Below are 22,944 nucleotides of genomic sequence, written 5' to 3'. Positions count from 1 at the left end.
TGCCGAAGAAATTACTAACACTTAGAAAGGTTTTCTACTGGTCTTTTTTGATCATCATAATACCCGCTAATGCTAACAGCACCATACCGGCGATTGAGTATAAAATTTTTACAGGGTCTCCGGAGTAGGTCCACCAAGCCGCTACAATTGTCGGAGTGAGTGCTTTAAACAGCATGGAAGAGAGAGACAACCAACCATTGGTTCTACCATACACCGATAAATCCATTTGCTCGGCTACAGCTGTACCTTTGATAATGGTCATAATCCCTTTCGAAGTACCGAAAAGCAGGGAGAATAGCAGCAGTGCCAGTAGACTTTTCGGAAACAGGGCTGCACATCCAATACCGAGCGATGCCATAAACACAGTGAGAGTTCCCAGCTTCAGTGTTTGAAGCTTGCCACCCAGCCAAATAAGGGCAAACCGGCCCAACACCTGCATTGGACCGATGAGTGAATAGCTGATAATCAGCAATGACTTATCCGTGCCGACTTCCGATAAAAGAGGAATAAACAAAAAAGTGATACCGGTGGCAATACTGTTGAAAATGATAAACCATAAATTTAAGCCCCAAAATGTCAGGGGCTTGAATGGTTCTTCCGTAAATAAGCCAAAATCCAATAACTTCTGCTTTCTGTTTGTGGATTCTTTGGCTTTTCCAGCCGGCAATTTCCAAATGTGTATTGGTAATGCAATAAACACGTTAAAAGCGGCAAGCAAAAGTAAGCTCTTCTGCCATCCTACGGTTTGTATTAAAAAGTCAGTAAGCGGAATAAATATGGTGCTGGCAAAACCACCGGCCAGAGTTAACCACGTGATCACTTTCTTATATTGGTCAGGGAACGCCTGCGTTAACACATAAAAAGCGGGTTCATACAATGAACAGGCCATAGCAATTCCCATTAGAATCCAACTTCCATAAAGCAGAGAGAGAGATGATGAACCAGCCCAGAGAAGAAAAGCAAAGACTCCCATCATCGAACCAATACTCATCACTTTACTCCCTCCGAGCCATTCCAATGCATTACCCACAAAAGGGGCCGCTACTGCCCAAGAGATAAAACCAATCGTTAATGCCATATTGATTTCCGAAGAAGTCCAACCATACTCCTTTGCGAGAGGAGTATTAAACAGGGTAAAAGCGTAATAAAAGGTCCCCCAGCCAATCAGCTGGCTTACCGACAGCCAGCCGACCAAGTTGAGTTGCTCTTTTTCCGAACGGATCTTCGACAATAGCCTAAGTGTAGAAATCATCAGGATATCAGCAACAAGCAGCATTTAACGTTTCTGATTCTTCCTGCCCACTACATCCGCAGCCAGTCTCTCCCTCGGCTTTTGATTTTACATCCTTCACACAGCAAGCATCTTCAGTATCTGCATCCAGGATAAAATCTGTAGAACAAACTCCGGTCTCAGGTAGATGAAGTTCGATCTTATCCGCAGCCTCATAATCTCCGGTCAGATAAGCCGCAATAGAACGTACCTGTTCATAGCCGGTCGCAAGCAGGAAATTAGGAGCACGTCCGTAACTTTTAATACCCGCGATAAAGAAGTTTTCGTCTGGATGTTTAAGTTCATTTACCCCGTGAGGTGGCACCGAACCACAACTATGAAAATTGGGATCAATTAGTGGTGCCAAATCTGCTACTGATTCTATGGCCGGGTCAATAGCGGTACGAACTTCGCGTATGAAATTTAAGTCGGGACGAAATCCAGTGGTACCTATAATACGATCGACCTCTACCGACTTGCTTTTCCCTTGAACATTACCAATAATTTCAAGGTTATGAGCCCCTTTTGAACGCTCAATTCTCTGCAATAAAAATGGGGTATGAAGAGTCACCACACCCTTTTCTACTGCTTTTTTCGCTCGCTCTCCCAGTTCACCGCGCGCCTTAAGCTGATCATTTTCCCCACCACCAAAGACCTTGGCAGGATTTGTGCTGCGCATGATCCAGTGAACACGAGTATAGGACGCCTCATCCTGCAACTTGAGCAGGTCCAATACTATCTGCATAGCTGAATGCCCGCTTCCTACTACGGCTACGGATTTCCCGGCATAATCCGACTGATAGGTATCGCGTACATCAGGAATACCATAGGTAATGAACTGTTCATTTTTCTTTTCTCCCGGTGCCGGAATGCCACTTGATCCCACTGGGTTGGGATTAAACCAGGTGCCTGAAGTGTCGATTACCGCCTTGGTCTCCACCTGATATTCTTCTCCATCAGACTGCTGAATTGTTAGTATATAGGGATAGTCACCTCGATTTGCATCCTTCACCTTATCCCAATGCTTACGACTTACAGCAGTAACCATTGAATTTAATCGAACTTTTGATTGCATTTCAGAAAGAGACGATAACGGTAAAAGATACTTCTCTCTAAATTCTTTACCTGTTGGCAGATCAAATTGACTTGGCTGGTTCCAGCCATGATTATCCAGCAAGCGTTTCGCTGTTCTATCAATATTGAATTCCCAGGAAGAGAATAGCTTCACATGCTCCCACTGTTTGATGGCAAAAGCGGGTTCGGGGCCGGCTTCGAACACAATGGGTTGCTCTTCTCTTTCTAATAGATGAGCGGCCGCAGCAAGACCGACCGGCCCCGCTCCAATAATGGCTATATGGTTTTTGTCTTTCATAGTCTCAAGTTTTTTTTTGCTGATATATTTGCCCTTAAGACGAATGAAAAATTGAAGGGACGATAGTTCCGCACAGAATTTTTAAGTATTTAATGATACTGTGTCAGAAAATCACTTCGTGCTTACCTCCTCCCAAGCATCAAATCATAAACATCCATACTCGCACTTTTCGGTGGCTCGGTCAGTTCTGCATCCCTTTGTCGATTTTATTGCATAAGTATTCGGAGTGGGAAAGTAGTAATACTCCAAGCTTTAAAAACCGCATTCGAAAAAGTAATCTCAATGGATTGAACTTTGTTTTCAGATATCTAACCATGACAATTAAATTTGACTATTGGGAGCCTTAGTCATTTGTATAGTCCGTATCAGTTATCGCTATTGAGAAGAAATGCTTTTACCAGGCAACAGAGCGCATTTATGTAAAAATGTTCACCGCTCTCAAAAACAAAAAATCCATAAGACATTGTAAGTAAATATCTTATGGCTTGGCGTTAGTACTTCTCTGTACGCTCGGAAGAAAAGAATATTCTTTCTTAGAATGCACCTTAATGCCGTTTATTGACTAACAAGTGCAGATATAAGTTTTACTTTGGATGGTTAAAGGGAAGGTAAATGAAAGGTTTGTTTGCCATGTATAACTAATACTTAATTTTCCTGTAGACCCTTTAATCTTCGACTTTGAAATTAACTTATATGCTATTTAACCTGTAATGGATAGTGGGCCAAGAAAATGTTATTGCCTCATTCTGATCCGTCATCCGGCATTTCGTTCGGTAATTGTTAAACTTCCAAGGCCTTTCGAGTCTCAAGTCTGTGGACTGAGTCAGGATCATGTGAAGGCAAATATACAAGCGGATCTTGTTCAGCCATTCTTAATATCATCTTTTGGGTATCTAGCGCCTGCTTTGTATCTGGGCTTACTCCATCTGGTTTGAGCTTTAGTAATAAATCCTGAGTGTAGCTGGTATCTCCAGCCAGAAATATTTTTTCATTACCGGTATTTACAACCACTGAAACATGACCAGGGGTATGTCCCGGTGTGGGAACTATTATAATACTTCCATCATTGGTGACAGGAAATGATCGAGCAAATGGTCCATATACCTGGTTTTGAAATTCAATCTCTTTAGGCTGAAACCAATCCTTCCAATGCTGAGGCAGGTACCCTCTTAATTTCCCCAACGTACCTTTAGCAGCCTCATATTCTGTTTTAGGGACAAGGATCTTACTATTTGGGAAATGATATAAACCGCCTGCGTGGTCCGTATGAAAATGAGTCAGTATAACGGTATCGATTTCTTTGGCATCCACATCGAGTCTGGCCAGCTGACGGTCAATTTCATCTTCCCTGGCTACATCCATCTTAACCCCATAGCGATAATACGGATGCCATTTTGGAAAATAATCGGAATAAGATGTTTTAGAGGTTTCTCCGGTATCAATTACAAAAGTTCCTTCAGGATGTTTAATCAGCCAGGCATAAATAGGAAGCCAGGCTGTCCATTCGTTAGAAGCTAAAACTCGCAGCATACCTCCCATTTCGCGAGACTTTTGTGCTTTTTTTAATTTAACGGTTCCTGTTTGAAGTGGGTAGATTTCCATAATTACTCCTATAACTAATTAAGTGTTCAATCATAGGATATACAGCTCAGCAGCCAATCACTTGTATGAACCTGCTGTTTTTGAATATTTTTGAAGGAGTAATACCAAAATTTGTTTTGAAGGCCCTATTCAAGTGAGGGGTATCCGTAAAACCAGCAGAGTAAGCGGCTTCAGTTATCGTCTCACCAATAGCAAGCTTCAGGAGTGCGGTCCGCAGTCGCTGCCACAAAATATATTTACGTATCGGAATACCTACCTGCTCAGAGAACAGATGCATCAACCGACTTGGACTGAGGTAAACTATTTCAGCCAATTCTTCCACCGTTATAGTTTGATCGTTTAAGTGCTTTTTGATCCATTTTATACTTCCAGAAACACGGTCATCCAATTCATCCATAGAATCTGTCACAGGCCATCCTGTAATCACCTCCCAAATTTGATAGGCTGTCTGACAATTCATCGGCTCATTTATAAATGTTTTCAACTCAGATTCAAGATCACCTATAGAGGTATTTATGACATGTAAATCAGGTATCGACCTTTTAATTGAAAATTCAGGATCCAGCCATACCATAAGCACCCTATCTGAACCGTCTAACTCAACCTGATGAGATACATCACCAGGCACAATAAAGGAACTTACATGTTTTGAGTTAGCCCATTCATTGGAACTGAGTTTAAAAGAATTAGATTTACTCAGGCCATATTGAACATAGTGATGAGCATGCATTTCAGACCTGCCATGTCGACCCTGAAAGATCAGACAGTCATCTAATATACAATAGATATTTTGTGTTGTTTTTCCGAAAACGTCTTCAGGTTATGTTTTACTATTTATAATCACTCAATGATTAACTATTGAGAATATATATAAAATCCCTAATTTAGTAGGATGAAGAGCTCACTGAATACGAGAGAATTTTTAAGGGCCCTCAACTCACTGTATCAAAAAATAGCTGCTTGTTCTCGTGACGCTTAAATTCGAGAGCTGGAGTCCAAATCTCTTGTATAGTTCCATTTTAATTGATATTCGCTGGCAAAAAAAAATCTAACTAGCAATAAAGTGCATTTAAGTGATCCTTAAAGGCGCTTTCTGAATTTTGTTTGAGTGGACAAAGAGAAGGAAAACGAAAGATTTGTTTGCCGGTTTTTCACCTACCAAGGTTAATATATAATTGAATCCTCAACTGGTATTGATCTACACTCTCGTTGTTTTCAAATTACTTGACTTATATCCCCCCCTATTTATGTCCGCTACTGTCCGATATCTTGTCCGAAAACTTATTTCATAAAATATACCCTTCTACGCTTCTAGCCTTCAGAACTATAATTCCGAACTAATTCGTCATAAACCACCTTACCAAGCTTTGAGTTTTCTTCTCCTAAAAGCTTAAAAAGTTTTTTTATAGATGAATATCCTGTTTTAGTTAAAATAAGATCATTGATAGTAGAGCGAACGCCAATTTTATTTCTAATTTTATTTATAGGCAAAGGAATTGATATACCTGGACTAAAATTTAGTACATCAAAACTTAAATCAAGACTACCAAATTTATCTGGGCTATACTTTGCTTCAATATATTTTTGAATTGACTTCAAAGTTTTTGTGTGTGTTGATATCTCTTTTGTGTCCTCATGATCAATAGCTTCCTGAAACTTTTTTAACCACGATCTCAGGTCTCCATACTCCTCTCTTAGTTGTAGTGCAACTATAAATAAATCTTCAAAGCTATTTGATTCCTCAATGATTACTGAGATGAGTGGAGGAAGTGAAAACTTAACTTGAATCGACTCTGAGCCCTCATTATCGAAGTAGAGTAACTTGGTTTGATTTGTTGATATGAAACTTAATGTTTCAGTATAGGCATCTCTCTTAGCTATCAGATATTGTTTAAAAGCATGACCTCGAAGTGGATGGGGTAAATAGAAGGTTTCATATACATGACCTCTTGCCAGCATACCGGCACCGCCCCATATCAGTTGCGACAAAAATGGGTCAACAACTTTTCTATTCTTCTTCCACCCCTGCTCATTTTGTTGTTGTATTTCTTGAATACTGGAAGTGATACATAGTTGGTCTACAATAGCTTTTCTTACTTCAATAAACTTTTCTTCTTGAAAGTCATGAACCTTGATTAACCCATCAGATTGGATTCTTTTTAATGAGTTACTGTCATCCCAAACTTGAACAAATCTGCTATCAGTAATAATGGTTTCGCGCAACACTAAATTTTGCAGAAAACTAAAAAGTGCCTGAAGCTGTATAAGGCCCGAAGAGATTTTCTCAAAAGAATGGGAATCATTTTCCTGATCAACAACTAACTTATCAGTTTGGTCATTTGAAAGACCTGATTTCCCTAAATAGGAGATTTCTTGCAAAGTCCAGTTATCTAATAAGATTTGATTGGGCATGAATTAATTTTTGGTTTTATATGCTGTGCATAATGTAAGAATACAGATACTAAAAGGGACAAGCTATACAATTAGTAAATAACGCCATCTTATTCAATCGCTTAATAGTTGTAATTAATCGAACTTTTTTAGTTCTTAACTGCATAACTGGATGAATTCCGTCCAGTAATGCAGTTGAAAACTAAAATGAACAACGGGAATACATACGAATATCTTAGCCGCTACTTAGATCATCTTCGCAGCAAAGGTCGATATACCTTTACGGGAGATGACATAATAACCGAGTTTAACTTATCTGATGAAGCTTATCAAAAAGTTATTCAGCGTTTATCCGATAAAGATCGAATATCAAGGCTCCGGCAGAATTTCTACCTAATCATCCCTCCTGAGTACGCATCCCGCCAAACCCTTCCATTAGGCTACTTCATTGATGACCTGATGAAATTCCTGAACCGCGATTATTATGTGGGACTCCTAACCGCAGCTATGTATCATGGAGCTGCTCATCAGCAGCCACAAACACAATTCGTGGTCTCTGAGCCTCCTTATTTAAGACCTATCAAAAACAGGCAGCAGTCTATTATCTTTTGCCTGAAAAAAGGTTGGAATACTGATTTTGTAACTCAGCAGAAAACAGATGCGGGGTACATAAATATTTCGAGTCCGGCATTAACGGCTCTTGATTTGGTCTTTTACTCAGATCGTATTGGTGGTATAAACCGGGCCACCACGGTTCTGGCTGAATTAGTCATTGAGCTGAAACCGGACACACTGGCAAAAACCGCGGAGGATTTCCCTCAAACCACATCCCTTCAACGCTTAGGTTATTTGTTTGATGAGGTTCTTCAGGAAACCACACTGGCTGATGCCATACATCGTGTATTGGACAGCCGGAAATACTACCCGGCTCAGTTAAATCCCAAGACAGAAAGCGAGAATCAAAAAACACCAAACCGTTGGAAAATAGTACCAAATATGAATGTAGAGGTTGACGAACTATGATCCCTAAAGCGTATATAGATGCATGGCGGTCCATAGCTCCCTGGACTGAATCTTCACAGGTTGAACAGGATTTGGTTATTTCCAGAGCCGTTATAGAGATATTTTCCAATGATTTTTTGAAGGAAAACCTCGCATTTAGAGGTGGCACTGCTTTGCATAAACTCTACATGCAACCACAGGCAAGGTATTCTGAAGATATTGATTTGGTACAGCTACATTCTGGTCCTGCCAAACCCATGCTTGAAGCCATTCGGGATCAATTAATATTCTTGGGTGGTAAAGATGACCGGCAAGTAAAACTGAATGAACATAACTGTACGGTTTACTATCAATTTGAGACAGAAGTAAGTCCCCCGCCAAGCATGAGGGTGAAAATTGAAATCAATACACGAGAGCACTTCAATATGTTGGGATTGAAGAAAGAAACTTTTTCAGTTGATAATCCCTGGTATCAGGGAAGTGCAGAAGTAACGACTTACCAACCAGAAGAACTTTTAGGCACCAAACTCAGGGCGTTATACCAACGAAAGAAGGGACGGGATTTATTCGATCTCCACTACGCTTTGAAAAACCTTGATCTGGAAATCGACAAAATTATAGAGTGTTTTCATGCATATATGGAACAGGAAGACAACAAAGTACCAACAGGCCGTGAATTCGAGCTGAATCTGGAAGAGAAGATGCAAGACGATGAGTTTATTGGAGATATTATGGCTTTACTACGACCAGGAATTAAGTATGATCAGAAACAAGCTTACACAAAAGTTATGTACGAAATTATCAGTGAGGTATGAAGTATAAAGTATTGTTACAATGTATTCTAAAAGCAATTGGGAAGTTTTACACTCAACTTCTGTTTAGAATGGTACATTCAGAAAATTCTTTAAGTATGCAATAAGAAGAATTTAAGTGAAGATGTTTGCCGATCCTAAAATCATAAAAGCCATAAGGCATTGTAAGTACATGCCTTATGGCTTTTTTTAGTACGTCTCTGTACGCCCGGAAGGATTCGAACCCTCAACCTTCTGATCCGAAGTCAAGATAGCTATTGCCTTTAATTGCATATAAAGACACTTATATCACTCTGTGTACCCTAAACTGTACCCTTTTATTTGAATTATATTAAAACTTTTCACTCATATATTTTTAAGTTTATATAAAAATTCCAATAGTGAATGTACTGCATGCCATTTTTTTGATTGCATAACATGATTTGTTAAATGAGTAAGTATGAATAATTACCCTATAGTTTATATACCAGATAATTTTCAACTCCCTCCTGATCTACCTTATCAAGTAGAAAACAATGAAGTCTCCAAAAAGTTGGGTAGAAAACCTAAACGCCCATCAAAACCTATTAAAAAAGAAAAACCCACTTTTCCGGGAATTAAAGGGTTAGATATGCTATTAGTTTATTCAATTATTGGTAGTTTTTTTGGTGGCTTTTTATACTTATTAGGTGGGTCTGATATACTTGAGATGTGGCCCATACTCTTAATTCCATTTGTAGCAATCATACTAACCGCTGATGAATTTAGGGAAACTCTTGTAACTGTAATCAAGAGTATATTTAATTGGTCAAAAGAATATAAAACATATAAAGACCGACTAAGTCAATACAATAGTAGTATAACCAATCATCAGCAAAACCTTAATACTTTTAATAAAAAGCAATTGGAGTATAAACAAAAAACAAATAGGTACTTCGCTGAGAGAAAAAAGCTAACCCAATCAAAAGAATGGCAAAAATATATAGATGGTCAAATAAGAAAAAGTGTACTTGAAAAGTTTAGTAAATACTACAAAAAAAACAGATATGATCTTGATCATTTTGATATCACTAAATTGAAGCCAAAGCTATCTGATAGATATACAAATGAAGGGTTTTCAGAATCCTTTTTCTACAATTATTTAATATTATTGTTTGATGAGAATAGAATTATAACACAACATTCTGTTGGGATTTATTACCCGGACTTTATCATTGCCACGGAAAATCAATTCAATTTAGATATAGAAATAGATGAACCTTACGCATTCGAAACAAGGGAACCTATTCATTATTATTTTGACGATACCGACATTGTTGCTGATGAAATAAGAAACAAATTTTTTAAGGATCATGGATGGGTAGTAATTAGGTTTACTGAAAAGCAGATACTTACTCAACCAGAATCATGCTGTGCAGAAATTATAAGGGTTTGTAAAGAACTATATATCCCATTCAATGAAAATTGCGAGGTTGATATCGATTTAGATATTTCTATTGAAAAGATGCCAAGTTACAATGAATGCTTAGAGGCAGAAAAAAATAAAACCAGAGAAAAGCTTCATTCTTTGATCTGACAAACTACACGATGATTACCCTAATTTAGCCCCAATAAGCGCTAATTACCGCTTATTGGGGCTTATTTCTGTCTATAATATTAACTTAGTTAACAACTAAGATGATTTTTATCGGAAAATTTCGTATGTTAAATCATCATGCAACCATCAGAAATCATTCAATTACGACAACAATTAGGATGGAGTTTAGCCGAATTTGGCAAACACTTCGGTGTAACTGCCCAGGCAGTTCTAAAGTGGGAACGTGGTACAGCCCAGCCTAATGATTTTGCATTGGCTACCATGATACAACTGCAAGAAAGGTTGCAGCAAGCAGAGAGAAATAAACAAAAACAACAATTCATAAATGGGTTAAGAAGAGCACTCCTCACCGGAGGTGTGATAGCCTTACTTACCTATTTATTTAACAAAGAGGTATAAAATGGACCCATCACCATCTACAACACAATCCCCATCCGACAATCGAATATTCCTAAATGGAAAGCAATTAGCTGAAGTATTAGGTGTTGCACCACCCTCATTAACCGAAGCTGTCAAAAATGGATACAATTGTGGAGGATATCCGGTTAGTGAATGGGCTGTTGAATTACCATCAGGTAGAATTAAAGGATATGATGTTCCTGAATTTTTAGTCTCAGGTGAATTCATCAAAGAGACAAGGCCAAATCCAACAGAGAACAAACCTAATTCACCCTCATTTAGCCCTAATAAGGGTGATAGCATTGTCAAAGAGGCTACAGAAATCATAAATAACTACTCATTACTGCCTGAAGGAGAGGATTATGTCAGACCAATCGGAATGATTACTCTACCATCTGTTTTGAAGAAAGCTCTTGAGAAAGACACACCACAAAGCCGAGCAGTCATCGCAGGTGGTTTAGGTGCTTTAGGAGCTTTAGTTGGTCATGCTGTAACAGATAATGCTTCAGGAGCCGGAATTGGTGCAGGAACAGGCTTGACCATTGCGTTGCTGGTATACAAATATTTCAAGCCTGTGCTGGATGGGACGCCTCTTGAATTCGGTATAAATCAGAAAGAAGAGCGGTTAAATAAAAATCAACCAATACACTCATTTTTTTACTCTAATTAGCACTTTAAAGCCTTTGAATTCCACCGATCATCCATTAAGGATATGGAATGTATTAGTGGCAAATTATTAACTCACTTAGTGTTGCAATCAACACCAGAACCAAATTGTTCATATAAAAGCATTGCCCCGATTGGTTCGGGGGGTTCATTTCATCTTATTCTTATTCTCAACGGAGGATTGTATAGCTATCGGTAGTATTCCAGATGTTTTCCCCGTCAAATACTGGCATATTTACAAGGCCTTATTGTGTTGGCTAACCCAAAAACTGGACCGTTTAAAAGTAGAATGCTCGGTTTAATTTAAGAATTTAATTTGATGGGCAGGTACCCCAAACTGGCTTATTATCTTCTATAAGTGGGCTACTTGCAGAAAAAAGACTTGGTTCAGATGTAATTTGTTCAACACACCACGTGTTAATTTGTTGGTTGAATTCACTGCTGTAAAACATTTCCTCCATATATACCACAGAACTTACATTCCAGTTTCCAATATCCTGATTGAAGGGATTTGTATAAGAATTAGGGATACCCCTAAACATTTTATTCATATTATTAACTGAACTTACATTCCAATTTCCAATAGGCTGATTGAACTCACTAGCGTAAAACATCTCTTCCATAGTATTTACTGCGCCCACATCCCAATTTCCAATGGATTGATTGAATGGAGTGCTTAAAAACATACCAGACATATTAGTGACTGAACTGACATCCCAACTACCAATTGGCTGATTGAAAGGAGAAAGAGCGAACATTGCTTGCATATTATTAACAGAACTTACATTCCAATTTCCAATCGGTTGATTAAATTGACTTCGATTAAACATAAAAGACATATTAGTGACTGAACTTACATCCCAATTACTAATATCTTGATTAAAATTTGTGGCACGATAAAACATCTCTTGCATATTCGTAACAGAACTCACATTCCAACTAGTAATGGATTGATTGAAAGGTGTGCCAGAGAACATCCTTCCCATATAACTAACTGCACTCACATTCCAGTTACCAATAGGTTGATTAAAATCAGTGCCTTCGAACATGCTAGACATATCGATCACAGAACTCACGTCCCAATTTCCAATGGGTTGGTTAAAAAAGCTACCCATAAACAAAAAAGACATGTCGGTTACTGAACTTACATCCCAGTTATTAATCGATTTATTAAATGGTGTGCTGAAAAACATTCTTCTCATAGTAGTAACTGAATTTACATCCCAAGTACTAATATCTTGATTAAATGGAGTGTCTTCGAACATGCTAGACATATCGGTCACAGAACTTACGTCCCAATTTCCAATGGATTGATTAAATTGACTTCGAGTAAACATCAAAGACATATTAGTGACCGAACTTACGTCCCAAGTACTAATATCTTGATTGAATGGAGTGCCTTCGAACATGCTTAACATATTGGTCACAGAACTTACGTCCCAATTACTAATGTCTTGATTAAATGGAGTGCCATGAAACATGTATATCATTTCAGTGACCGAACTTACGTCCCAATTACTAATATCTTGGTTAAATGGAGTGCCAGAAAACGTGTATGACATATTCGTTATTAAAGAAACACAAACCTTTGATAAGTCAGAACCATCATCTCTGCGTTGACTGAGGAGTACTCTATCCACAGATTCATATTCTATTCCATTAACCAATCCTTTATCTCCAGGAGATGTATTTGGACACATAATAGTAACCCCATTAGGATGTAAATAGAATGTCTTTTCAAACACAGCCGCCACCGTTTTCTCATTCGTCACTTCAACGGTAGACGGATTCGCGCTACCGGTTACGTCTCCTTCCCAGCGAGAAAACACCCAGCCATCAGCAGGATTGGCCGTGAGCTGCACATTGGTTTCATATGGGTAATCAGTCGTCTTGGCCTGAATCACTTCTTCTGCTACCGTACCCTCACCTTGTATATTGATGGTTAGTGGATAATCTTTTCGATCAAAATTGGCTGTCACGCTTTTATCGGAATCAATGGTAACGGTCTGTGGGTTGTCCGTGCCTTGTAAATCACCAGCCCAGCCGATAAACTGCCAGCCCTCAGCAGGCACGGCCGATATTACAACGGTAGACTCAAATTCATAAGACCCGTCTTCAGCTTTCGTGCCTGTGGACAGGGTTTCTGTAACCTGCCCTTCTCCATTCAGTGTGTAGGAGATTGCAAACATCTCTCGTTCAAACACAGCCGTCACCGTTTTCTCATTTGTAACTTCAATGGTGGACGGGTTCTCACTTCCGGTCACGTCTCCTTCCCAATGGGAAAACACCCAACCTTCTGACGGATTGGCCGTCAGCTGGACGTTGGTTTCATATGGATAGTCCGTCGTTTTAGCCTGAATTACTTCTTCGGCAACTGTTCCTTCTCCATCAACATTAATTGTCAACGGGTAGTCTCTTCGTTCAAATACAGCAGTAACTGTTTTCTCACTGTCAACTTCAATTGTTGCAGGATTCTCTGAACCTTCCAAGTCCCCTTCCCACCGAACAAATCTCCATCCATCGGCAGGCTCTGCAGTTAGCTCTACAACAGTGCCTTCTTCATAATCAGTTGTCTTTTGAGATATGATATTCTCCTGAACAGTACCCTCACCTTCTGTATTGATAGTCAAAGGATAGGTTCTCTCAACAAAGCGAGCAGAGATCTGCTTATCAGAGCTCATGGTAACCGAAGCTGGATTACTGCTACCGGTATGATCCCCCTGCCAACTATCGAACATCCAGCCATCATTCGGAGTTGCCGTTATCTCTACACGTTCTCCCTGTTCATATTCACCAGATGATGGTGTTACCGAACCAGCTTCGGAAGGATTTGCCGTTACTGAAAGAGAGTAAATAGGTGTGCTTTCTGTAGAACAAGAAAGTGTAGCAATCAATAAAAGCACAATTATAGAAAAGGAAATGATTCTATTCATAGCTGGTGGAGGTTGTTAGTACTTCATTTAAAATTTTATACGCTTTCTTAGTTTTGCTGTTAAATCAATCCTTAATGCATCGCAGAGAAAGCCCACTCGAACGAAATTCTCTGAGTATATAGGCACTGATGCTATCTGAGAACAGATACAGTGAGAAGGTCTCAGAAACCGTACTTGACCAGTAAAAACCGTAGCCGCCAACTCCGTCAAGAAAGCCACTGCTGTTATCTCGAAAGCCCGCTGCTGGGAGTTTTAAGGGTGATTCAAATGCCCCAACAATGTCATTACTATTCCAGCTTTGTCGCTCTGCTTCCCATTCAGCCTCGGTTGGCAATCTGTAGCCATCCGGGCACGGATTGTTTATACTATTTACTCCCTGCCAAAGATTGTCATTTTGCGGGCTTCTCCAGTCACGAGGTGAGTTAGGTGCAAGGATATAGTTACTGTGCCCGGGTTGATCAGTATTACTGAGAGTCGAAGTTGTACTGGAATTCCTTTTCTCATGTCCATCCGCAGCCCGACCCCACTGATAGAGGTCGCCATATGCCTCTGAGTCTGTTCTCGATGTCGCTGCTCGACTGGCACCCAGGTTACGGTCCATCCAGGTGCGACCGGTTGCGGGGTTGTATACATCGACTACTTCAGTGGTGGTATCCCTTGGCCAGTCCCCATTACCAGATTCAGACTCAGTGGTGAAGTTTCTCTGCTCGCCATATCCCGTTCCTTGATCATTGGTAGCATAAGCGCGCACAAAATATTCCGTTTCAGCAGTTAAGTCGGTAATAGTGCTTTCAAATTCGCCAACGCCACTGCCATCATTGGTGCATGAATCGTTTAAACTGGGATCTTGATTGGTGCTCCAACAAACACCGCGAGCCGTAATATCTGCGCCTCCATCATTCGATATTTGGCCACCAGTAGTTGCACTTGTTGAGGTTATATCTGTCACATCGCTTGTTACCAGTTGCGGGACAGTAATTATCGATGCAAGCTGCAATAAGACAGGCCTTACAACATCAAATACTGAGGAAGCATTATCATGAATACCTCTTGCAACTTCTGAATGATTGTGATCATTTAAAATTGACTGTAATCCCGACCATTCCGGCAGAGCACTTTCCAATGGGACAATGCCATCATTGTAAGAAGAGACACCACCTAAAAAACTCCACCCTGCCTGATAAACAAGATCTGTTTGAGGAGCTTTTATTCGAGGTCCCATTATGAGGTCCCAATCCATTTCAGGATTCAATTTACCTCCTAAAGAATAAATCTTTTCATTACTTCCTTTCAAATTTTGAAAATCCGATATTACATCACTATTTGGACTCAGATCTAAAAACCCCGGTGTATTGGGAACTAGGGAACCTAATTTCCCTACCTGACAAAATGGTCTACTCGCAATTATTGGATTTTGATCACAAAATTCTTTGATATTGTGGGTACTACTTATCAGGTCAGCCAATGGCGAACCTTCATGAGGTGTACCCAAGGTAATAAGCCCGTCAACTTTATCTTCTCCCTCTGACAGCATCAAACCCCGTGCTACCAGACCTCCCATACTGTGAGCAATAATAACCGGTTCTTCTATCCCCTCTGATTGCATCATATCCCATAAAGCCACGCTATTTTCCAACACCGGGGCATTGGACGTATATCTGTAGATGTACACTTTATAGTTACTGTGAATGTCGTGATCCTCTTGTAATTCCTTGAGGAGCGGCTCAAAAAGGTCCACCTCAGGATCGTAATCAAGAAAATCATCGCAGGTAGCGTTTTGAAGCTGAATACCATGGATGAGAATTAACGGCTTTTCACCATCCAGCACCCCATCAAGCTCTTTCAGACTTCGATAACCTTGGCTGATCTCTGAGTCATCACAAGTACGATCTATTTTGGTCAGCGCTGCTTTAAATTGAAATTCAGCATCAGGTGACAGCGTAAATTCATGAGCCATTACTTCTGTTCCCTGATTTACCCTCGAATCTAAGTATTCTTTTGGTATCCCTTCAGCATAGGCAAATACAGGTTCCTCCTCATCAAATTGAAATGCAAACATAGCCTCATCAGTATTGCCCGAGTAGGACTGTAAAATACTCATAGTGATTTTATTACCTGATGTGGCCGATGATATCATTTCCGCCTGCAACAAGCTGGAAGTAGAGCCACCGTTACTTGACCCTAGTCTAATCTGAATAGGTTTTGACAGGATTTGTTGGCCGGAGAATAAAGACTCAACGGTCTCTTCGATATGCATTTCGACATCTGCTTCAGACTCTGTTGCATCGACAGTGAGATAGACGCCGGAACTTGTGGCTAATGTATCTTTTGTTCCTCTTTGAATCGTAACAGTTTGTTCTCTTACTGGATCGGCGCGTACTTCAATATTTACAGGCCCATCAACTGTAATTATCTTCTCCAGGTTGTCATTTTCACTGTAGCCCTGTGGCAGTCTGATTTTTAACTGATACTCTCCATGGTCGAGGTTGGAAAATTGAAACTTTCCATCTTCTGTGTAGGTTTCCCGGTCAGTAATATTTTGTGCAGATAAGATGACAAATGCATCATTAATACCCTCTTGTGTATCAGAGGTGATTGTTTGTCCCTCTATACTTCCTTTCTCTGGATCCTCAGTTACAGATGTAGGACTTTTATCACTACATGATGTGATAATAATCATGGTAACAAATCCGAAAAAAAAGAGAGCCTGTGGTAAATAAATTTTCCTTGTCATGCCACAAATTTTTTAATTGATATTTAGTTCTATTCTTTAGAAAGAAATAGAGTTATATCTATTCTGTATGCTTGAATGGTATTACAGAATAATTTTTTAAAGATTTTCTGTCGCCTTTCATTTTTATTCTGATTGCAGATCAATCCTTAATGCAGCGGACGGAATAGCCGACCGCACGGTAGTTATTGAGCATATCAGCAGCGTCATCAAAGAATATCAGATACCGTGAGAGAGAACCGAAAACTGTACTCGACCAATAGCGACCGTTTGAGCCTACAGCATCGAGCGAACCACTGGCGCGGTTGCGGTGACCCGCCACAGGCAGCTTAAGCTGAGAGGCAAAAGCGCCTACTCTGTTATTACTGCTCCAACTTTGGCGCTCCGCTTCCCACTCAGCCTCGGTTGGCAACCTGTAACCATTCGGGCATGGATTGTTGATTCCATCAACCCCATGCCACAGATTATCGTTTTGCGGGCTGTGCCAGTCATCTGGTTTGTTGTCGAAATTCAAAATGAAGTTGCCATGGCCGGGCGTATAGGTGTTGCTTAGCGTATATGTTGTGTCGGAGTCTCTTTTTTCATGCCCATCGGCTGCCCGGCCCCACTGGTAGAGGTCGCCGTAGGCCTCTTCATCGTCCATGGAGGTTGCCGCTCGGCTGGCGCCCAGATTGCGGTCCATCCAGGTTTGTCCCGTTGCAGGGTTGTATACATCGACGATTTCAGTGGTGGTATCCTTTGGCCAATCACCTGTGTGACCTGTCCAACCGTTTTCTTGGTACAGCGATAAAACCTGATCTTCTGATAGAGCTATATTGTATATTTTTGCGTCGTCGATTTTTCCCTCAAAAAATGCATTAAAACCATGTCCATAGCTCCCAATTGTAACCCTTTCTGCAGCTGGTCTGCCACCACTTATAGATTCTACTTTTGTCCCATTTAAATATAAATTGGCCATATTATCGTCCCATGTTAGCACAGCATGGTGCCAAGCCTCTCTGTTGATAGGAACTTCACCCATAATTTCCGAAATGAAACTAGAGCCAAAACTATTATCTGCCTTAACCCATAAATACAGACGAGTACCGTCTGGACTAGTAAAATTTGCTGAAGAAAAAATATGCCCACTATTATAACTCGTACCAAATTCATTTGACACGTTGAACCAGATTGATATAGTACCTGCTTCCTCATTTAGTACACTACTTGGAAGGTCAATGTGACTATTTGTCCCATTAAAACCATAAGCGCTATTGATATTTCCAAACCGATCTTCTGTTAAACTGGCTCCATATACAGTTCCTTCAAATCCATTTCCAGTCTCATCGTTGGCGTTACCATTGAATGGATAAGATGCTACCAAGCCATTGGTTAATGGTCTTTTTTCTTGAGTAATTAGAATTGGTTCAGAGTTTCCACCATTGGAATTAATGTAAAGTTCAGCTGTACGTTCATCACCTGTGGTATTTTCATCAACAATTATGTCAACCAAAGTTCTGCCTGTTCCTGACGTAGGAGTAACTATCATCCATTCAACGCCTGGTTGAACAATTTCCCACTCAATTTCACCAGTGCCAATGTTGCTTATCTCTAATTGATAAGAATCTTCTGCAGAAGGTAAATGAAATACTTCTGGGCTAAATGATAAAGCAGGTTTTGCCTGATCGAATTCAGATGGATCAATACCACCATAATGAATTGCAAGTGCCGCTGCTGTTAAGTCATTTACTCCTGGTAATCCTGTAGTAACACCTAGAAAAGGAGAACTAGTCAATAACTCAGCAGACATTTTATAAGAAGAGATCTTTCTGCTTGAATATTTGTTTTCATAGCTGGAGTAACTACCATTTATCGCACTTCGATTTGATCCGATTTGACCTGCTTGAAGGGCGGCAATTAATTCTCCTCCAACACCCGCACCTGTACCTACAGAAACCTCAAAAAATATTTCTTTAACTCCATTAGGTGTTGGTGAGGCATTAAAATAGGATGGACATTCAATTAAGTTATAGAAACTTGCATCACCTTCTACATCTTGTGATTTACCGATAGAAACAGATGCGTCTAAACCTACTGCACCCAAAAAGCCGGATGCTCCAATACCAAAACTCGATGCCTTGGCTGGACCTTGAAACTTATTATTCCGTTTGTCTTGAATTAAATTCAGGAGCCACTTTTTGTATCCTGATAAACCTACATTAGCCGATAGAGATGTACCTATACCAACTCCTGCTAAATTAACACCTATTCCACAGGCTGTGAAGATATACACCTCACGATCCATGTTGACAAAATCGTATAAAACTTCAGATCCGCCCCCTCCCTGAGCTGACAATCCAGTCGCTATTCCACTTGCGACATTTGCTTCAATCCCTGTTTCAATTGAAACACCTTTTCCATAGCCAAGTCCCAAATGATTAAATGCCTTTGCCTTAGTATCTCCAAATTCACTGGAGATAAATTTTTGAGCTTCACGATCAATTCTTTCTATTTCATTCTTTAAATCAGCTGTCGAATGATATTTACTTAATGTATCTACTAATTGCTCTAAGGAAGAACTAAGAGTATCTAGAAAGGCTTCTTTGATATTTGAAGATTGACTATCTATTTCATCTTCCAACGAGTTGAGTAAATCAGAGGGAAGAATTTGTTCAGCTTTTTCAAGAGCCGCTTCTTTTTTCTGAATTACAATTTCAGGCTCTTCATTTACATTGATAGGCCCTTCATCCCCACACGATACCATTAACATTATTGAAACAGCTACCAATAAAAAAACTCTTGAAAAAGTAGATACATTACCCATAGTCCCACGCATTTTACTATTAAATTTCCCCTGCTATTTAATTCAAGTAGAATGGGTAAAGTTGTGAAAAAAACCCTGCCTGAAAGTCACTGATTGCTTTCTCACTCGTATAAACCCCCAAATAAAAACAGTACTTTAAAGTCCCCTTACTCTTCATTTGACTAAATAACTAATGCACTATACTAATAAATCTTTATTTATGTTTATGACCACTTAATTATTATAAAAATCTAAATTTTTATTCAGACAAATCATCCATCTTTTGATTCACAAACATCTATGTCATTCTATTTCCTTAAGGGATTGGCATAAGATAGTTTATGCTGATTTTTTCACTTGAGGACCAGTCTATAATTATGTTATAAAGAGGTGTGATTGGGCTAAATAGGTATGTTTATTCACTGTCCATTTTGAAGCGATTGAACAAGACACTCCACAAAGCCTGGCAATCATCGTTGGTAGGTTAGCTGCTCTTGGAGCTTTAGTTGGTCATGCTGTAACAAATAATGCTTCAGGAGCCGGTGTAGGTGCGGGAGATGGGCTTGCTATTACATTACTTAATTATTGGTACTTCATTCCAAGGGTGTCAACTGTGGACAACCTGAATAAAAATTTATCACACCTAAATGTTTACAATAAGCTCGGCTCATGCTCCCATTCCTTAATTAAGGATGAGAACAAACTGCACGTTAAACAATTTATTTGCTTTACTCAGTTGTAAGCGACCAAATGGGAGACCACTCTCCCGTTATATCTTGATCTTCATTTATACCTCTGACCTTCCAATAGTAGGTCATATTTTCTTTAAGTGGCTCTGAAATCGAAAATGAAGTTGCATCAGTCGAAATATCAACAATTATAGTATCAGTTCCTTCATATACCTGAAGCTGATAGAGAGTAGCATCTTCGTCAGCTTCCCATGCTAATTCGGGTATTAAAGAAACACCTTCTGCGGAGTCATCAGGTGAAAGCAGAACTATTTTAGCAGGTGTCCCCGGACAAGTTCCCCAGTTTGGTTTATTTTCTTCTAACAATGGACTTAACGATGAAAATAAATTGGGTTCTGATTGAATATTTAAAACACACCAATTACTTATATTCTGATTAAAGACGCTTGCTTTATAGAACATCGCAATCATATCTGTTACTGAAGAGACATCCCAATCACCAATGTATTGATTAAAGTTCTGCGCAGAGTGGAACATATCCCGCATATTCGTAACCGATGAGACTTTCCAATTACTAATATTTTGATCAAAACTAATAGCAGAATGAAACATCCCTCCCATATTCCTTACTGAAGAAACATCCCAGCCGCCAATATCTTTATTAAAGCTGTTTGCAAGATAAAACATCCACTGCATGTTCGTAACATTAGAGACATCCCAACTACCTATATCTTGATTAAAGTTCTGTGCATTGCGGAACATATCCTGCATATCAATAACTGAAGATACATCCCAACTACTAATGTTTTGGTCAAAGCTATTGGCTGAGTAAAACATTCCACTCATATCCGTTACCGAAGAAACATCCCAACTGTTGATGTCTTGGTTGAAGTTTAAGGCAGCAAAAAACATATTATTCATATCACTTACTAAAGTGACATCCCAGCTGCTGATGTCTTGGTTGAAGCTACCAGCTCGAGAAAACATATTTCTCATATTAGTCACTGAAGATACTTTCCAATCGCCTATGTAATGGTTAAAGCTACTTGCACCATTAAACATAAAACTCATATTCGTAACAGAAGAGACGTTCCAGCTTCCGATATCTTGATTAAATTTTTCAGCATTTTGAAACATTGCTGCCATTTCTGTTACCGCAGAAACATCCCATTTACCTATGTCTTGGTTAAAGAATCTGGCATCAGAAAACATAAACTGCATATTTGTAACAGAAGATACGTCCCAAATACTGATATCCTGATTAAAGCTGCTTGCATTTAAAAACATAGCACTCATACTCGTAACCGACGTAACATCCCAGCTACTGATATCCTGATTAAAGTTGGTAGCACCTACAAACATGTCGCTCATATCTGTAATACCAGATGTGCAAGTAGTAGCTGCATTTTCAGGAGTAATTTGATCTCTTGCCCGTTTGGTATAGGTAATTCCAAATATAGTACTTGAATCTCCTATTTCAGCTTTTGGACACATAATAGTTACTCCATTGTCGTGTAAATAAAACGACTTTTCAAACACAGCCGTCACCTCTTTGGCATTATCAATTTCAATCTGTGAGGGATTCTCTTTTCCTGTCAAATCTCCTTCCCAATGCGAGAACACCCATCCATCTGATGAGTTCGCTGTTAGTTCAACTACGGTTTCGTATGGGTAGTCGGTTGTCTTCGCCTGGATCACTTCTTCGGCCACCGCTCCTTCACCTTCCACAGTAACTGTTAGTGCATAGTCCTTTCGTTCAAATACAGCCGTTACCGTCTTTTCTCCATCAACCTCGATGGTAACCGGGTTCTCACTTTCCTCTGTATCACCTTCCCAATGGGAAAATGACCACCCTTCATCGGCAACAGCTGTGAGTTCTACAACTGTGCCGTGCTCGTACTCTGTCGAGCGCGTCTGGACGACCTGTTCCTGTACTGAACCACCACCATCAACATTGATCGTCAGCGGATAGTCTCTTTTTACAAATAGTGCTGTTACGGCCTTATCACTGCTCATTGCAACACTTGCCGGATTACTCGTCCCGGAATGATCTCCTTGCCATCGCTCAAACATCCAGTGTTCATTAGCAGTAGCAGTAATCTGAATTGATTCACCCTCCTCAGCTTCAACGCTTGATGGCGAAACAGATCCGGCTTCTGCTGGTTCCGCCGATGTGGTTAATTGATAAATAGGTGTACTTTCGGTTGAACAAGATGCAAAGATGATAACCAATGATAGAAGGAGTAATAGATTCCGCATGTATCCCTAATTTTTAAATAGATATTTAAAAGGCTTAGCTCTTTTTTTATTGAGCCAAATGTAGATGATTATTTGGGTTGCAAAACTATAAACAGTTAGCAGCACGTCCAAAAATTTCACTAAATAATCAGAAGATCATTGGAACTGTACCTGACACTGCCTTAATTATCTATAGTAAGTGTGATCACAACATCAATGAGGCCACTGAATTCATCAATAACTACTCATTATTGCCTGAAAGAGAGGATTATGTTAGACCAATTGGTATGATTACCCTCCCATCTGTCTTGAAGAAAGCACTTGAACAAGACACACCTCAAAGCCGTGCAATCATCGCAGGTGGTCTTGCAGCTCTTGGTGCTTTGGTTGGACATGCTGTGATGGACATACATCAGGAGCCGGTTTAGGTGCAGAGCTGAAATCCCGCTATTACCTTACTGAATGACTGGCACTTCAACTC

15 protein-coding genes are annotated in these 22,944 nt (G+C 39.8%); 6 read left to right on the top strand and 9 right to left on the bottom strand.

Annotated elements, in window-relative coordinates; all coding sequences use genetic code 11:
• Window positions 1-34: 34 nt before the first annotated feature.
• The 5 genes from CWD77_RS09145 to CWD77_RS09125 all read right to left on the bottom strand — a co-directional run bounded on the left by CWD77_RS09145 (window position 35) and on the right by CWD77_RS09125 (window position 6,656).
• A complete protein-coding gene (locus CWD77_RS09145; RefSeq protein ID WP_101073256.1) occupies window positions 35-1,276 on the bottom strand; it encodes an MFS transporter in 1,242 nt (413 codons plus the stop codon).
• Complete coding sequence (locus CWD77_RS09140; protein WP_101073255.1) at window positions 1,260-2,642, bottom strand: NAD(P)-binding domain-containing protein; 1,383 nt, start codon at window positions 2,640-2,642, stop codon at window positions 1,260-1,262. Before CWD77_RS09140 ends, CWD77_RS09145 begins: the two co-directional genes overlap by 17 nt.
• A gap of 780 nt (window positions 2,643-3,422) precedes the next feature.
• Window positions 3,423-4,244, bottom strand: a complete 822-nt coding sequence (locus CWD77_RS09135; RefSeq protein ID WP_206017991.1) for an N-acyl homoserine lactonase family protein — start codon at window positions 4,242-4,244, stop codon at window positions 3,423-3,425.
• A gap of 46 nt (window positions 4,245-4,290) precedes the next feature.
• Window positions 4,291-4,974: a helix-turn-helix domain-containing protein gene (locus CWD77_RS09130; RefSeq protein ID WP_101073254.1), complete on the bottom strand. Its 684-nt coding sequence runs from the start codon at window positions 4,972-4,974 to the stop codon at window positions 4,291-4,293.
• Window positions 4,975-5,555: 581 nt separating this feature from the next.
• Window positions 5,556-6,656: a hypothetical protein gene (locus CWD77_RS09125; protein WP_101073253.1), complete on the bottom strand. Its 1,101-nt coding sequence runs from the start codon at window positions 6,654-6,656 to the stop codon at window positions 5,556-5,558.
• A 168-nt stretch (window positions 6,657-6,824) separates the two neighbouring features.
• Between CWD77_RS09125 and CWD77_RS09120 the strand changes: the two genes are divergently transcribed.
• The 5 genes from CWD77_RS09120 to CWD77_RS09100 all read left to right on the top strand — a co-directional run bounded on the left by CWD77_RS09120 (window position 6,825) and on the right by CWD77_RS09100 (window position 11,094).
• Window positions 6,825-7,658: a type IV toxin-antitoxin system AbiEi family antitoxin domain-containing protein gene (locus CWD77_RS09120; RefSeq protein ID WP_101073252.1), complete on the top strand. Its 834-nt coding sequence runs from the start codon at window positions 6,825-6,827 to the stop codon at window positions 7,656-7,658.
• Window positions 7,655-8,452, top strand: coding sequence for a nucleotidyl transferase AbiEii/AbiGii toxin family protein (locus tag CWD77_RS09115; protein ID WP_101073251.1), 798 nt, complete (start codon window positions 7,655-7,657; stop codon window positions 8,450-8,452). The genes CWD77_RS09120 and CWD77_RS09115 overlap by 4 nt, the downstream gene beginning before the upstream one ends.
• 436 nt (window positions 8,453-8,888) lie before the next feature.
• Window positions 8,889-10,004 carry an endonuclease domain-containing protein gene (locus tag CWD77_RS09110; protein WP_101073250.1) on the top strand — a complete coding sequence of 372 codons (1,116 nt, stop codon included), beginning with the start codon at window positions 8,889-8,891 and terminating at the stop codon, window positions 10,002-10,004.
• A gap of 138 nt (window positions 10,005-10,142) precedes the next feature.
• Window positions 10,143-10,424 (top strand): helix-turn-helix domain-containing protein, encoded by a 282-nt coding sequence (locus tag CWD77_RS09105; protein WP_101073249.1) that lies wholly within the window; start codon window positions 10,143-10,145, stop codon window positions 10,422-10,424.
• A gap of 1 nt (window position 10,425) precedes the next feature.
• Window positions 10,426-11,094, top strand: a complete 669-nt coding sequence (locus tag CWD77_RS09100) for a hypothetical protein (protein WP_101073248.1) — start codon at window positions 10,426-10,428, stop codon at window positions 11,092-11,094.
• A gap of 307 nt (window positions 11,095-11,401) precedes the next feature.
• On the opposite strand, the gene CWD77_RS09095 is transcribed toward CWD77_RS09100, so the two are convergent.
• The 4 genes from CWD77_RS09095 to CWD77_RS09080 form a co-directional block, all read right to left on the bottom strand.
• Window positions 11,402-14,023, bottom strand: a complete 2,622-nt coding sequence (locus CWD77_RS09095; RefSeq protein WP_101073247.1) for a BspA family leucine-rich repeat surface protein — start codon at window positions 14,021-14,023, stop codon at window positions 11,402-11,404.
• Between the two features lie 64 nt (window positions 14,024-14,087).
• Complete coding sequence (locus CWD77_RS09090; protein WP_101073246.1) at window positions 14,088-16,757, bottom strand: PGAP1-like alpha/beta domain-containing protein; 2,670 nt, start codon at window positions 16,755-16,757, stop codon at window positions 14,088-14,090.
• A 139-nt stretch (window positions 16,758-16,896) separates the two neighbouring features.
• Entirely contained in the window at window positions 16,897-19,557 is a 2,661-nt protein-coding gene (locus CWD77_RS09085; RefSeq protein ID WP_165779118.1) for a LamG-like jellyroll fold domain-containing protein, read from the bottom strand.
• Between the two features lie 707 nt (window positions 19,558-20,264).
• Window positions 20,265-22,484 (bottom strand): BspA family leucine-rich repeat surface protein, encoded by a 2,220-nt coding sequence (locus CWD77_RS09080; RefSeq protein WP_206017990.1) that lies wholly within the window; start codon window positions 22,482-22,484, stop codon window positions 20,265-20,267.
• A gap of 77 nt (window positions 22,485-22,561) precedes the next feature.
• On the opposite strand from CWD77_RS09080, the gene CWD77_RS09075 reads away from it, so the two are divergent.
• Window positions 22,562-22,891: a hypothetical protein gene (locus CWD77_RS09075; RefSeq protein WP_101073244.1), complete on the top strand. Its 330-nt coding sequence runs from the start codon at window positions 22,562-22,564 to the stop codon at window positions 22,889-22,891.
• Window positions 22,892-22,944 lie beyond the last annotated feature (53 nt).

It is taken from the genome of Rhodohalobacter barkolensis, assembly GCF_002834295.1.
Classification (GTDB): Bacteria; Bacteroidota; Rhodothermia; order Balneolales; family Balneolaceae; genus Rhodohalobacter; species Rhodohalobacter barkolensis.
This window is presented reverse-complemented; position numbering and strand designations above follow the sequence as displayed.